15 protein-coding genes are annotated in these 13,495 nt (G+C 37.9%); 6 read left to right on the top strand and 9 right to left on the bottom strand.

What is annotated here, in order from left to right; genetic code table 11:
• Window positions 1-200: 200 nt before the first annotated feature.
• From plsY to MHI18_RS19950, 3 genes are all read left to right on the top strand, one after another.
• Window positions 201-791: a glycerol-3-phosphate 1-O-acyltransferase PlsY gene (gene plsY / locus MHI18_RS19960; protein WP_340850022.1), complete on the top strand. Its 591-nt coding sequence runs from the start codon at window positions 201-203 to the stop codon at window positions 789-791.
• A gap of 68 nt (window positions 792-859) precedes the next feature.
• Window positions 860-1,630 carry a CPBP family intramembrane glutamic endopeptidase gene (locus MHI18_RS19955; RefSeq protein ID WP_340850020.1) on the top strand — a complete coding sequence of 257 codons (771 nt, stop codon included), beginning with the start codon at window positions 860-862 and terminating at the stop codon, window positions 1,628-1,630.
• An 18-nt stretch (window positions 1,631-1,648) separates the two neighbouring features.
• Window positions 1,649-1,789: a YycC family protein gene (locus MHI18_RS19950; protein WP_340850019.1), complete on the top strand. Its 141-nt coding sequence runs from the start codon at window positions 1,649-1,651 to the stop codon at window positions 1,787-1,789.
• Between the two features lie 172 nt (window positions 1,790-1,961).
• On the opposite strand, the gene MHI18_RS19945 is transcribed toward MHI18_RS19950, so the two are convergent.
• Window positions 1,962-2,435 (bottom strand): NUDIX hydrolase, encoded by a 474-nt coding sequence (locus MHI18_RS19945; protein WP_340850017.1) that lies wholly within the window; start codon window positions 2,433-2,435, stop codon window positions 1,962-1,964.
• Window positions 2,436-2,525: 90 nt separating this feature from the next.
• Here MHI18_RS19945 and MHI18_RS19940 point away from each other — a divergent pair, with 90 nt between their 5' ends.
• Entirely contained in the window at window positions 2,526-2,831 is a 306-nt protein-coding gene (locus MHI18_RS19940; RefSeq protein ID WP_340850015.1) for a HesB/YadR/YfhF family protein, read from the top strand.
• 48 nt (window positions 2,832-2,879) lie between these two features.
• On the opposite strand, the gene MHI18_RS19935 is transcribed toward MHI18_RS19940, so the two are convergent.
• The 8 genes from MHI18_RS19935 to MHI18_RS19900 form a co-directional block, all read right to left on the bottom strand.
• Complete coding sequence (locus MHI18_RS19935; RefSeq protein ID WP_340850013.1) at window positions 2,880-3,173, bottom strand: hypothetical protein; 294 nt, start codon at window positions 3,171-3,173, stop codon at window positions 2,880-2,882.
• Between the two features lie 23 nt (window positions 3,174-3,196).
• Entirely contained in the window at window positions 3,197-3,625 is a 429-nt protein-coding gene (locus tag MHI18_RS19930) for an acyl-CoA thioesterase (RefSeq protein WP_340850011.1), read from the bottom strand.
• Window positions 3,625-5,949: an AAA family ATPase gene (locus MHI18_RS19925; protein WP_340850008.1), complete on the bottom strand. Its 2,325-nt coding sequence runs from the start codon at window positions 5,947-5,949 to the stop codon at window positions 3,625-3,627. Before MHI18_RS19925 ends, MHI18_RS19930 begins: the two co-directional genes overlap by 1 nt.
• 146 nt (window positions 5,950-6,095) lie before the next feature.
• Complete coding sequence (locus MHI18_RS19920; RefSeq protein WP_040373499.1) at window positions 6,096-6,239, bottom strand: acid-soluble spore protein N; 144 nt, start codon at window positions 6,237-6,239, stop codon at window positions 6,096-6,098.
• A 57-nt stretch (window positions 6,240-6,296) separates the two neighbouring features.
• Window positions 6,297-6,425, bottom strand: a complete 129-nt coding sequence (locus tag MHI18_RS19915; RefSeq protein WP_152526410.1) for an FbpB family small basic protein — start codon at window positions 6,423-6,425, stop codon at window positions 6,297-6,299.
• A 146-nt stretch (window positions 6,426-6,571) separates the two neighbouring features.
• On the bottom strand, window positions 6,572-7,105 hold the full coding sequence (locus MHI18_RS19910) for a peroxiredoxin family protein (RefSeq protein WP_340850004.1): 534 nt from the start codon (window positions 7,103-7,105) through the stop codon (window positions 6,572-6,574).
• 231 nt (window positions 7,106-7,336) lie between these two features.
• The gene (gene acnA, locus MHI18_RS19905) at window positions 7,337-10,051 is read right to left on the bottom strand and encodes an aconitate hydratase AcnA (RefSeq protein ID WP_340850002.1); all 2,715 of its coding nucleotides are present in this window, start codon (window positions 10,049-10,051) and stop codon (window positions 7,337-7,339) included.
• Between the two features lie 466 nt (window positions 10,052-10,517).
• The gene (locus tag MHI18_RS19900; RefSeq protein WP_340850000.1) at window positions 10,518-11,027 is read right to left on the bottom strand and encodes a GNAT family N-acetyltransferase; all 510 of its coding nucleotides are present in this window, start codon (window positions 11,025-11,027) and stop codon (window positions 10,518-10,520) included.
• Window positions 11,028-11,182: 155 nt separating this feature from the next.
• Between MHI18_RS19900 and MHI18_RS19895 the strand changes: the two genes are divergently transcribed.
• Both MHI18_RS19895 and MHI18_RS19890 read left to right on the top strand, forming a co-directional pair.
• The gene (locus MHI18_RS19895) at window positions 11,183-11,938 is read left to right on the top strand and encodes a phosphorylase family protein (protein ID WP_340849997.1); all 756 of its coding nucleotides are present in this window, start codon (window positions 11,183-11,185) and stop codon (window positions 11,936-11,938) included.
• 280 nt (window positions 11,939-12,218) lie between these two features.
• Window positions 12,219-13,484 (top strand): MFS transporter, encoded by a 1,266-nt coding sequence (locus MHI18_RS19890; protein WP_340849994.1) that lies wholly within the window; start codon window positions 12,219-12,221, stop codon window positions 13,482-13,484.
• Window positions 13,485-13,495: the final 11 nt, after the last annotated feature.

Genomic DNA, 13,495 nt, shown 5'->3' with positions numbered 1-13,495 from the left:
ACACTATAATTATCGGGATACGAACATGTTTTTCCAGCAATTTTATGTATTTCCTGCCTTCATTTTAAATATTTTTTTTACGTTTGAAAGAGGAAATCAAACAATACTAATGGAAATTTAGAAGAGACATGATAAAATACATGTGCAGGATACCTACATATCAATCCTCATTTGATTACCTAACAGGAAAGGGCTATTATATGTTATCAATTATATTATGTTTACTGCTTGCCTACTTAATTGGGTCAATTCCTTCTGGATTGATCATTGGAAAAACCTTTTATCATACAGATATTCGTGAACATGGCAGCAAAAATCTAGGTGGTACCAATACCTTTCGAACACTCGGGGTAAAGGCTGGGATCGTCGTAACCAGTATGGATATTTTAAAAGGCACACTTGCAACTACTCTCCCGCTTCTTCTTGATACAGATATTCATTTGCTTCTTGCCGGGGTATTTGCGGTTATAGGTCATATGTTTCCTGTATTCGCAGGTTTTCGTGGAGGAAAAGCAGTTGCCACATCAGCAGGCGTAGTTCTTGGAACCCACCCAATTTTATTTCTAATATTGGTAGTGGTCTTCTTTATTTCTTTATACCTGAGCAAATATGTATCACTTTCTTCAATGATTGCAGCTGTGGCATCTTTAACTTATGCGCTGTTTTTTGCAAATGAAGATAAACCCCTGCTCATCGTACTTGCTGTGTTTGTGGTCTTCATTTTTTATAAACACCGCGCAAACATTAAACGGATTAAGAATAAAACGGAACCGAAAATCACCTGGCTTTAACCTGTAAGTCTGTCCAATAATTGGACAGACTTGTTCATTTTAAATTATGGAAAAAGAGAAGTGACAAGATGAATGATTCTTATACAAAAGAAAAAACTTGGCCGCAGTACCTGATTCCATGTCTATTTATTGCTCTTGTAATCTTTATCCATCAGCAGAATCTTCAAATCAGCTTCTATCTAGCAGGCAGTCTTATGTTAACCCTTGTTTTTTTTAGTGAAAAGAACCGGATAGTCCTCTGGATTTCGATTGCTTTTCTATTTGGACATCTTTTCTATATGTATGCAAATAAATTCGTCGATGTAGCTGATGTTTCATTACCAGCTAAGATCCTCTTAAATAGGCTTTTACTAATTTGTATTCTCATTCCCATTAGTATCATTTACTATTCTTTCATCAAAGAAAAACCTATTAAGCTCATGTATGATCGACCTGTAAAAATCAATAAACGGGTTAAGCTTGTGTTGGTTTTGCTGTTTTCTCTGCCCGTTCTCATCATCCTAGTAAACAAACCGATTACGCTGCAGCTGCTAACCTATGGGCTGCTATTCTGCTTCACACATGCCGCCTTGCAAGAGTTGATTTGGAGAGGGATCCTTCTTCGCGCCTTTACCGTTCAAACGACAAAAAAAATTGCTATTTTTACTTCAGGTATAGGCTTTGGCATCACCCAGAGTACAGTCGGTTTCCAATTTTACTCATGCATCCTTTTCTGCATTCTTGGCAGTTTCTTGGCTTGGCTAACCATTAAAACAGGCAATTTAGTTCCATCGTTTTTACTTTTCTTTTATCTCAGCTTTTTACTCGTCCTCTCAGGCGTTATTTTTATTGGATTTTAATATAATGGAGGTTATTTTATGAGACCCTTACAAATATCGGCGGAAACAGCTGTCAAATTGGCGGAAACGCTGAATCTTCCGTTAGAGCAAATCATGCATATGCCAGCGCACATTTTAGTAGCTAAAATGGCGGAAGCTGAACGAATCGAAAAAAAATAAAGACATGTTTATTGCATCACCCAGCTTCTATTTCTATCGAATGCTGGGTGATTTCTCTCAATACTTCTTCGAAAGTTAAAGTTAATCCTTTTAAAATTTCATTGAATATCCATCCCGCTTCCATATCCTCTAAAACAGCAAAAAGAGCGAAAGGGGAGATTCCCACTTCACTCTAGTAACTCAGTGCTAAATCTTTTATATCTACAGACAGCAGCCAGCCATTTTCTCCATATGTACATGCATATTCCTTTTGCTTAGCATCTTTTGATAAATGTGGCAGATAATATAAAATATTACTAACTACCTCTTCTTCGCTGCTTGACATGATCCATTCCAGCGGCTTCCACTCTAAAATTCCTTCGTCACAATCAATAGCCACTTCTTCGTTACTTTCAGCAGTAAAAAGATACATGCCGCCCGTCTGCCATGTAACGACCCCATGTGCTGTTAATGAAGTAACAGATAGCCCTGTTTCTTCAATAATTTCCCTTTGAATGGAATTCAGTGGTGTTTCCCCTGGTTCTATTTTACCGCCTACTCCATTCCATTTATGTTGATTCGGTTCATTATTTCGAAACAGCAACAAGTATTCTTCTATATTATTTCTATGTCTTTTAATAAAACAGATAGTATAAATAATATCCATGGTTTATCCCCCTTCCTTAAGCCTGATATTCGCTTCTAAGTTAGCTTTCCTTTATACTAAACATATCGTGAAACGCGAAAGGAGAACTACATGAAAATAAACATCTCTGGTCCTGCATCTCAATGGTATGTAGAAGAAATGGAACTGCAAGAAGGAAGCAGTGTACGATTTTTTGTCAGATATGGCGGACACAGCCCCATTCAAAGCGGTTTTTCATTAGGAGTCAATCTTGATCATCCTGTTGACCCGGCAGCATCAATTAAGCACGAAGGAATAACCTATTTTATTGAAAAAAACGACGAATGGTACTTTGATAATCATGACCTATATATCGACTTTAATGATAAAACAGCCGAACCGGCATTTCGGTACGAAAAAATAACTGCAAATAGTTAAACACCGGCTAACCGGTGTTTTTTAGTATAAACAGCATAAATCAACCTGTTATTTGACCAGTTTTTCAACAATGCCTTCAGCCTTTAGGATTTCCCTTTGTTTAGCACCAAGCAAATCAAAATGTGAATACCCGTCGCGGCGATGGTGAATCCATTCTTTGCGAAGTCCGTATTGTTGTCCCCACCGTTCAAGTTTAGAGAGATCTTGACAACCTGCTTTTGTGACCGTGTTACAATCAGGAAAACGGTCATCAAGCCAGTAATGTGTTAAAAAAGCAATTTCACCTTTATCGATTTTTTGCTTCCATGCTTCTAACTCTTTTCTTTTAATGCCAAATGCCACCTGTACCTCCCCTCACTCTCTGCTCATTCTGCTTCTTCTTTTTTATTTTTTTCATATGCTTGATGCCAGGTTGGATATAATTTCTTGATCGAGATAGGACGGAAGGAATCTTTTTTTACACAAACATGAATCGAAGAACCACTTACTGCAAGTTCCCCCGTTTCAGTTAAGATTTTATACCCGTACGTAACACGAAGCCCATCATACTTTTCAATCCATGTATATACCGTTGCGGTTTGTCCATATTTAAGTGGTTTTTTATATGAAGCTTGGATATCTAACACAGGTGAAAGAATCCCTTCTGCTTCTAATTCAGCATAATTAAAGCCCATATCTTTAATCAGCTTTGTTCGCCCAATTTCCATCCATACCAGATAATTAGCATGGTAAACAATTCCCATTTGATCTGTTTCTGCGTAACGGACTTCAATATTATTTTCTGAAATAAGCATTATTTTTCCCCTTTTTTAAGTTTTTCTGCGGCTTGCTTCAAGTCATTTTCTGTAATGACCATTAAATCCGAATCTTCCCATTCATCTGTCGATTTGGGCATTAGACGAAGGGCCTGCATTTGAATCGCTTCATTGATTAAATTAGCCGCATATCGTCCATTTCCTGGTGCATGATAATGTGTTAAATAAGTCTTTATCCATGCTAACGCTTCTTCTGAAAGAGTATATTGATATTCTTCACTATACCTCTGCATAATTTCAATTAATTCGTCTGTGCTGTAATCAGGAAAATGAATAAACTTTTTGAAACGAGAACGCAGGCCGGGATTGCTTGAAAGAAGACGATCGATTTCGTTTGTATAACCAGCGAGAATGACGACTAAATTTTCATTATGACGAGTCATTTCTGCCACGAGTGTATCAATTGCCTCTTTTCCAAAATCATTTTCACCTTGACTTAACAGTGAATAGGCTTCATCAATAAACAACACGCCCCCAAGCGCTTCCTTTATTTTTTTCTTTGTTTTAAGAGCCGTTTGTCCAACATACCCAGCGATAAAGTCTGCTCGGCTTGCAACGACTAAATGCCCTCTTTTGAGCATTCCGTTTTCTTTTAATAACTCTGAATAAATTTCTGCAACCGTCGTTTTACCCGTCCCTGGATTGCCAGTAAAGACTGCGTGAAACTGTACAGGGACAGCCTTCATTCCTTGTCGTCTTCGAATGTGCTGTATACGGGCATATGATGCCAATGCTTCAACTTCTCGTTTAATATCTTTTAGACCAACCAATTTATCAAATGTTTTCCATGGTGAATGCCCTGTAGCAGAATCGTCCATTTGAAAATCTTCCGGTGTTAAAATGGTGAATTCGAGAACTTGCTCAGTATCAACCTTCGCCCGTGAACCTTTTGTAAAAATGGCGTCTGTGACCAGCGTGCGTGCCGTTCGAGCATTTCCAAATGTTTCGTCGACTTGCTCTTGTTCAAGCTTCTCTTCGAGTTCAATCATTGCTTCTTTTGTTAACAAATAATCATTTTCCAAGGCTGCCTGATTAGCAATTTCAAGCAGTTCTTCGGTCGTATAATCTGACAGATGAAAATGATTTGACTGTGGAAATCTGCTTCTTAGTCCAGGGTTTGCTTGTAAAAACTGTCTCATTTCATCTGGATAACCTGCCAAAATAACCGCGAATTTCCCGCTGTATTTTTGATTTGTCATTAAGGACACCAACGTATCAATTACGGTTTGTCCATAATCATCGCCTGATTTTCCATCTCGCTTTAAACTATAAGCTTCATCTATAAATAGGACGCCTCCTACTGATTTTTCGACGATGGCTTGAACTTTTTCCTCTGTTTGTCCAACATATGCCCCTACTAATTGAGAGCGCTCGACTTCTAAAACTTCTTCACGAGGAAGTACACCCAGCTCATAGTAAATTTTGGCAAGCAGCCTGGCAATGGTTGTCTTCCCTGTACCTGGATTTCCGGTTAAAACCATATTTAAACTTTGTTCGGATTTAATTCGTAATCCCATTTCAGTGCGTCGATTTTGGTACTGCAGGAAACGATAAAAATCACGAACTCTATTTTTGACACCGGACAAACCGACCATCGCTTCAAGTTCTTCAAGCGGACCTTCTGTAGGAAGCGTCTCTTCTGTTTGTTCGAATAAGGCATTCCATTCGTCTTTCCTTCTTTGGAGTTTTTCAAGAGCCTGTTTTATGACAGTATAATGTGTCGCCGTATGAAAAACACCTGTAATGGATTCTTCATAGTCAATAGACGCCTGAAGTAACAAGTCAAGAATTTCCTTTATATCAGTCAATAAAACTTCTGCTTTTCGGTATCTTTCCAAAAGTTTTGGATCTTCTATTGCTTGGGCAGCCCACAAGCCTTTATGAAGTCTGTCCTTTGTTTTCTCCGTATTTTCCAAATAATTCTTACAGTTTTTGATATACTGTTCGGCGATATTCTTCTTAGCTGTTCGATTATCGGTTTCTCTCATTTGAGGAAAAACATAATCATCAAATATCCCAAGATATTTTCTCCATTCAGAGTCAGCTAATAATTGATTCGCAAGCTGGTTAGCTGGATTAAGTCTCAGAGCTTCCTGGACCCAGGCAGCATATAGTGATCCTTCGCCTCTCCCCGCTTTTTGTATTTTTGCCAGCAGACTATACAGCCTGGATCGTTCTATATCGGCTTCCTTAGTCGTTTCGTGTATATTTTTTAATGCCTGGACAATGGATGCAGGATCCGTTTCATCCATATATGTATGTTGTGGTAAATCAGATAATTTGTTCTTATGATTAGAGGTCATTTTCACTCATCCATTCCCGAAAATTCCTTTTCATCTTATCATAAATAGCTGTGAATCTCCTCTGTTGACGCCCCAAGCAAAAAAACAAAGTGTTTATACCAAGAAAAAGCGGCAAAGGAATACTGATTCCCTTTACCGCTTTTGAGTTACTCGCCCTTTGTTTGAATCACCTGAGCATGCTCACCCGATTTATCTGCCATTTTCTTTCCTTTATTTCCATGCCCTGTTCTCGGTTGAGTTCCAAGATGAGAGGGTACAAATGCTTGGGGATGTTTTTTTGGATTACTCATGTTATCGCCTCCTTTCCATAGTGTTTACTACGGAAAGAAAGTAATGCCTGCCATATTTTATTCTGCTTTTTGTAAATGTCTTTTTTCTAAACGGTCTTCGATAAGTTCCAATTGTTTTGAGTTCTTCAATAACTCTAAACGATTTTCCATTACAAGCTCTTCAAATGTACGTTTTCTTTTTTTCATTATGAACCACCTCTACTTGATTTCCTCTTATTATCTCCAATTATTGCTAGTCCTAGCCTGAAATTATTAAAAATTTAGATAATGACCTATGCAGTAAATAATAGACGAACTATTTTTCAACAAAAAAAGTAACAGACTATTGTCCGTTACTCCATTTGATTGGTGGTATCTTTGATATAGCTTTCACTCATAGCCGTTCGGTATACATCCTGAATAATCCCTTTAGAATCAATAAAGTAAGTGGTTGGAATACTAAGGACTTGATACTGATCATTTACTGGATTCTTTGAACTCTGACTATCGAGCAAAATGGTAAAAGTAACTCCATATTCTTTTACAAATGCTTGAACATCATTTTCTGGATCAATATTTACTGCAAGAATCACCACATCATCTTCCATAACCTGTGAAAATTTCTCCATGTCCGGCATTTCTTCCCGACACGGTGGACACCAAGTAGCCCAGAAATTTAAAATCACTTTTTTTCCTTCATAATCAGAAAGCTTAACACTTTCCCCTGTTAAAGACTTCAATTCAAAATCTGGAGCTTTGACCCCTATCTTTAATCCGCCCAATTGTTCGTTACTGGCTGATGTCGGCCCTTGTCTGTCCATTGCTTGAAAAATAGCAATTCCAATTAGAACGAGAAGAACCGCTGAGCCGATTATTTTCTTCCACATATGTATCCCCCCTAGCTTGCAATCCATACACCCTTGGCTACCCCTATATATACTATTATTGTTTATATCCGGAAGCTAGAACAACTTGTACACCCTTCATCATACCAGCTACATACATCCAAATAAAGAGCTCAACATGAAACAGCAAATTCTCTTAGTTAACGTTCACTTTTTGGACAAAATAAAGGCGGCAGACCCTAAAAAGGATTTGCCGCCCTTGGTAAAAGCATGTTATTTTTCTTGCAATTTATTACGTAATACCATTTGAAGGATGCCGCCGTGACGGTAGTAATCAATTTCAATTTCAGAGTCGAAACGGACAAGCACTTCAAATTCTTTTTTGTTTCCAGCTTCATCAGTAGCTGTTACTTTCACGATATCCCGTGGTCTAACTGTTTCATCAATTTGAACATCGATTGCTTCTTTACCTGTTAAACCAAGTACTTCAGCATTTTCGCCTTCTTTAAATTGAAGCGGCAGTACACCCATTAAAACAAGGTTAGAACGGTGAATACGTTCAAAGCTTTCGGCAATTACCGTTTTGATTCCTAAAAGATTTGTTCCTTTAGCTGCCCAGTCACGTGAGCTGCCCATGCCGTAATCTTTACCCGCAAGAACAGCAAGACCCGTACCATCAGCTTTATATTTCATACAAGCATCATAGATAGCCATTACATCGCCAGTCGGCCAGTATGTTGTATAACCGCCTTCTGTGCCTGGAGCCACTTGGTTACGAATACGGATATTTGCAAATGTTCCACGCATCATGACTTCATGGTTACCACGACGTGAACCATATGAGTTAAAGTCACGAGGTGTAACACCATTTTCGCGTAGATAGATACCCGCAGGTGTGTCTTTACCAATTGCTCCAGCAGGAGAAATATGGTCAGTTGTCACTGAATCACCAAATTTACCGACAATACGGAGACCATTTAAGGCATCAACTGTACCTGGTTCTGTTGACAGCCCTTCAAAGAAAGGCGGATTTTGAATATACGTAGACGTATTATCAAATGAATAGAGTGCTTCATTACTTGTTTGAATTTCATTCCAGCGCTTATTATCACTGAATACAGTTTCATATTCTTTACGGAATAGTTCAGGTGTAACTGTAGCTTTAACAGCTGCATTTACTTCCTCTTGTGAAGGCCAGATATCTGCCAAGTATACGTCATTACCATCTTTATCTTTTCCAAGCGAGTCGTTTTGCAGATCAAAGTCAACTGTTCCTGCAAGTGCATAAGCTACGACAAGCGTTGGTGATGCAAGATAGTTAGCTTTAACTAATGGATGGATACGCCCCTCAAAGTTACGGTTACCAGAAAGTACAGAAGTCACTAATAAATCTGCTTGAGAAACTGCAGCTTCGATTTCTTCTGCTAACGGACCTGAGTTACCGATACATGTCGTACAGCCGTAACCAACAATGTTAAATCCTAATTGATCCAAGTATGGCTGCAAACCAGCATCACGAAGATAACCTGTTACAACCTTTGAACCTGGAGCTAATGAAGTTTTAACATAATCCGGTACAGAAAGACCTTTTTCAATTGCTTTTTTAGCTATCAGACCAGCTCCAAGCATAACATATGGGTTGGAAGTGTTCGTACAGCTTGTAATAGCAGCAATTGCAATGGCACCTGTTTTCATCGTTGTTTCGTGGCCATCGGCAAACTTAACCACTACTTCTTTATCTAATTCAGCTTCCGTAAGACCGAAACCTTGGTTCCCCATTGGAGCATTAATCGCTTCATGGAATGACTTTTTCATTTCTGAAAGTGGAATCAAATCTTGAGGGCGTTTAGGACCAGAAAGGTTTGGTTCAATTTCAGCAAGATCGATTTCAACTACATCCGTGTAAATTGGATCTTCATTATCCGGTGTGTAGTATAAACCATTTGCTTTCGTATATGTTTCTACTACCTTAATAAGTGTTTCATCACGGCCAGTTAAACGTAGATAGTCGATTGCTTCTGAATCAACCGGGAAGAATCCACATGTAGCACCATATTCAGGAGCCATATTTGCGATTGTTGCACGATCTGCAAGCGGAAGATAGGCAACACCTGGTCCGAAGAATTCAACGAATTTCCCAACTACACCATGTTTACGAAGTACTTGTGTAACTTTTAAGGCAAGGTCAGTTGCTGTTGTTCCTTTAGGAAGTTGGCCAGTAAGTTTCACACCTACTACTTTAGGAACTGGGAAATATGAAGGCTGTCCAAGCATACCTGCTTCTGCTTCAATACCACCAACACCCCATCCAAGAACACCAATACCATTGATCATTGTTGTATGTGAATCTGTACCAAATACAGAGTCAGGGTATACTTCAAATTCACCAGTAGGTGTTGGAACTGCTTGAACAACATTTGCAAGATACTCAAGGTTAACTTGGTGAACAATTCCTGTTGCCGGCGGAACTGCACGATAATTATCAAACGATTTTTGGGCCCAGCTTAAGAATTGGTAACGCTCTGTATTACGCTGGAATTCAAGATCCATGTTCACTTCTAATGAATCAAGTGTTCCTGCTTTATCAACTTGAACAGAGTGATCAATAACTAAGTCTACTGGAATTTCTGGGTTGATTTTATCTGGATCTTCGCCTAAAGAAGCCATAGCATTACGTAATGATGCTAAATCTACGACAGCTGGAACCCCTGTGAAATCCTGAAGGATAACACGTGAAGGCTTAAATGGAACATCGATATCCTTCTGCTCGCTAGTCCCCCACTGAGCGAGATTCTGGACATGTTCTTTTGTGATAACCCTTCCATCCACTTGACGAAGAACAGCTTCAAGAAGAACTTTGATCGAGTACGGCAATTTAGAAACGTTACCGTCTCCTGCTTTTTCAATAGCGTTTAAATTAAAGTAGTTGTAGCGCTTTCCTTCGATTTCAAAGAAAGAACGCGATTGATATACATCGTTTTTTGACATCATATATTACCCCCTGTGTGACTGTCAGACTACATCTGAACATAAAACGAAAACGTGGTTTGAGAATAGACGCCAAACCATGCTTCCTTCTAACTATATAAAAATTCCCCTGTTTTGTCGAAAAGTTTGAACTTTCTCCCAATCTCACTTTTCTTACATTTCAATAGTAATATAGAATCGTTGATAAGTAAAATACGAGAAAGTTATCGTTCCTGATAAGTTTTTCTTATACTGTTGCTAATTAAAGTTTATAATTCATAATTATGGAGGAAACAAAAAAGAGTGCGGATCAAGCTTTTATTATGGTGAAAGAACAATTCCTAAAATAAATTCAAGGACTTTTTTAGAAAAGTGTCGTTTACTTAAACATTTTATAAATAAAAAACTAAAATCCCTTTGAGCAACTCCGTTCTAATTTCCCATATAGATTTATCCTTTATATATAGAAATAATATAAAAAATTATTTCAGCTTTTTTGGTACTGTATCAGCTGATCACTCCTTCTAAAGTATTCCCCACACCCCACTCTACTTATTTCTTTGAACCCTATTTTCTCAAGCATTTTTCTTGAACGAATATTTCCTTTGTATGTTTCTGCATTAATCGTTGTAATGCCTAAGGTTGTAGAGGCATAATCCATCATCCATAGAGCTGAGTTAACTCCTATCCCTTTTCCCCACAACCTGCTTTCACCAATTGCGATACCTAATTCTGCAGTAGCCTCGTTTGTATATGATAAATCAACGTAACCAATTAATTTTTCGTTATACGCTATCCCCATTCGAATAAAATCCACTGCCGAATTGTTTACACACTGGAGCCACCATTTATATAGTTCTTCTGGACTTTTATTTATCTCCCATCCATTGGCTAAACAAAAAGACTCATCTTTGCTCCAATTCAAAACACTTTCATAATCAGTAATGAGTAATGGTCGTATTTTGAACTGAAAGTCATCACTCTTAGTTCCTAGCATACTAATCCCCCAAATATTATTAGCGCTTGAGTAACGGTAAAATCTCAAGAAATGTAGTTAGACATTAAAGGAACTAGTAACTTTCTAGCGAAACAATACCATTACTGCGCTTGAGCAGATGATGAAATAAATTTACATAAGGAAGGTGTTGTATTATGAACTTATACGGTAATTTTTCGAAAGAAGAGTGGCTTAGAACATTAACTATTAATGAATCAAACATCCCTTCTGCCTTTATCATTCATGGTGAATGGGAACATGAAGAGAATTTAAAGAATTGGCGGACTATATTAAGTAAAACTAAATCCCCAAAATGGAACACCTTAATTGGACTCTATCAAGGAACTACTATTGGATATGCTAATGCATATGGCAGTCCTACAGCTATTAATAGTACCCACCCATTTGCAGCTGTTGGTACAGATTTATTCGTTCAGACTGGTTACTTCGGCGGGCTTTCCCTGGAAGTGAACTATGGAGACCTATTAATTGTCACTGAGGCTGAAATGCAAGACGGAGTATCCAATTGGTACTTTCCGGATGCAAAAACCATAAAGTCCGATGAAAGAATTTTAAATGCAGCAATTGACTATTGTGAAAAGAAAAACTATGCATACAAAGCCGGAAGCATCGTTACGACCAATACACTACTACATGAAACAAATGAACAAATAGCTGTTTCAGCACGTAAAGGTCATTTAGGGATTGATATGGAGACAGCTAGTACATTGGCTGTTGCAAAAAGGTTTAATAGGAAAGCGATTGGTATCCTTAACTTGTCTGAACATTTATTAAAAGGTGATACCTTATACTCGTATACAAGCGAACGTGAAGCAATTGAAGCGGAAACGGACGAGAAAATAAAAGATGTTGCCCTTTATTTGGCTGCTAATAGTCCTAAATTCACATGAAATAATTTAAGAACCTCCATAAGAAGCGGATTCTGAGAGATATCTTTCTTGAAAAGTTATCTCTTTTATTTTTATCCCTACTATCTCCCCCAACTAATACTCCATTTTTCTCTCTAATTTTTCGTTAGTAAGAAAAGAGTGATTTCCAAGTATGATTTTAGTTCTAAAGAGAACGATAGAAGTATATTGAAGAATCTCAAAATAATACGGAGGATGTCAATCAGTTGTTAGTTAGTGGCGGCGATTTTAGTACTTATCCCAAAACAAAGGCGTGTTAGCATTGGAACATATAGAAACTATTCAACCCATAAAGGACTCAAAAAAGAAAAAAAAGGATACCAAAAATAAACCAAGTAATCAAAAATGGGCTGTATTGTCTATCTCCTCCATTCCACTTGTTATGACCTTAGGGAATTCAATGTTGATCCCAGTTCTTCCCGTAATGGAGAGTAAACTTGGCATATCAGCTTTTCAAACAAGTATGATCATTACAATCTATTCCATCTTAGCCATCATTTTTATCCCGTTTGCAGGGTTTTTATCTGATCATATAGGAAGAAAAAAGGTCATCATTCCAAGCTTAATCTTAGCAGCTATCGGGGGACTCATTTCTGCTTGGGCCGGTTGGAAAATGGACGATCCTTATACAATGATTTTAATCGGTAGAGCACTACAAGGAATTGGAGCATCAGGAGCGTTCCCCATTGTTCTCCCTCTCGTAGGAGATATGTTCAAGACCGAAGAAGAAGTCAGTAGCTCCTTAGGTCTGATTGAAACATCTAATACGCTTGGCAAAGTATTAAGCCCTGTGTTAGGAGCCTTTTTAGCAGGATTCGTTTGGTATCTGCCTTTCTTTTCTATCCCTGTTTTTAGTTTAATCTCAGTATTACTGGTGTTTTTCTTAGTAAAAACACCCGCAAAAAGACAAAAGCCCCTCCCCTTCAAGGAATTTTGGAATACGATTAAAACTACTTTTAAAAATAATTGGAAATGGCTGTATGCTGTTTTTATTATTGGGATTATCCTTATGTTTGTGCTATTTGCCGTTTTATATTATTTATCAGATACGTTAGAAAAAGTCTACGAGATAAAAGACCTTAAAAAAGGACTATATCTCGCAATACCTTTAGGAGGACTTTGTATTGCTTCCTATATTACCGGAAAACTAATTAAAGAAAATAAAGTCCTTATGAAATGGATTATTGTAGGCGGGACAATCTTATTGGCAGTCTCAATCGCCATCTTAAGCTTTTCAAAAGTGATGTGGATTATGATTACCTTATTTTTGTTAGCTGGAATTGGAATCGGTGTAGCACTGCCCTGTCTTGATGCATTCATTACCTCAGGTATCGAAAAGCAAGAACGAGGCAGTATTTCATCTATTTACAGCTCTATGCGGTTCATTGGAGTAGCTGCCGGTCCTCCAGTCATGACTATTATGATGAAACACGCTGAAAACTCTCTATTCTATATATTAAGCGGATTAAGTCTTCTGGGAGTTATCATTACTTTTTTTGCTATTAAGCCTGAAAAAGACAAACAGTAATAAGACTACTG

The organism is Peribacillus sp. FSL H8-0477 (assembly GCF_038002765.1).
Classification (GTDB): Bacteria; Bacillota; Bacilli; order Bacillales; family DSM-1321; genus Peribacillus.
The sequence above is the reverse complement of the archived record's forward strand: the minus strand, read 5'-3'. Positions and strand labels throughout refer to the sequence as shown.

Bases quoted from the DNA above. Each gene is read 5' to 3' on its own strand.
- MHI18_RS19945 (WP_340850017.1), bottom strand. From the start codon at position 2,435: ATGGATATTATTTATACTATCTGTTTTATTAAAAGACATAGAAATAAT.
- MHI18_RS19895 (WP_340849997.1), top strand. From the start codon at position 11,183: ATGAACTTATACGGTAATTTTTCGAAAGAAGAGTGGCTTAGAACATTA.
- MHI18_RS19950 (WP_340850019.1), top strand. From the start codon at position 1,649: ATGAGACCCTTACAAATATCGGCGGAAACAGCTGTCAAATTGGCGGAA.
- MHI18_RS19910 (WP_340850004.1), bottom strand. From the start codon at position 7,105: ATGTGGAAGAAAATAATCGGCTCAGCGGTTCTTCTCGTTCTAATTGGA.
- MHI18_RS19900 (WP_340850000.1), bottom strand. From the start codon at position 11,027: ATGCTAGGAACTAAGAGTGATGACTTTCAGTTCAAAATACGACCATTA.
- MHI18_RS19940 (WP_340850015.1), top strand. From the start codon at position 2,526: ATGAAAATAAACATCTCTGGTCCTGCATCTCAATGGTATGTAGAAGAA.
- MHI18_RS19915 (WP_152526410.1), bottom strand. From the start codon at position 6,425: ATGAAAAAAAGAAAACGTACATTTGAAGAGCTTGTAATGGAAAATCGT.
- MHI18_RS19920 (WP_040373499.1), bottom strand. From the start codon at position 6,239: ATGAGTAATCCAAAAAAACATCCCCAAGCATTTGTACCCTCTCATCTT.
- MHI18_RS19925 (WP_340850008.1), bottom strand. From the start codon at position 5,949: ATGACCTCTAATCATAAGAACAAATTATCTGATTTACCACAACATACA.
- MHI18_RS19955 (WP_340850020.1), top strand. From the start codon at position 860: ATGAATGATTCTTATACAAAAGAAAAAACTTGGCCGCAGTACCTGATT.
- MHI18_RS19930 (WP_340850011.1), bottom strand. From the start codon at position 3,625: ATGCTTATTTCAGAAAATAATATTGAAGTCCGTTACGCAGAAACAGAT.
- acnA (WP_340850002.1), bottom strand. From the start codon at position 10,051: ATGTCAAAAAACGATGTATATCAATCGCGTTCTTTCTTTGAAATCGAA.
- plsY (WP_340850022.1), top strand. From the start codon at position 201: ATGTTATCAATTATATTATGTTTACTGCTTGCCTACTTAATTGGGTCA.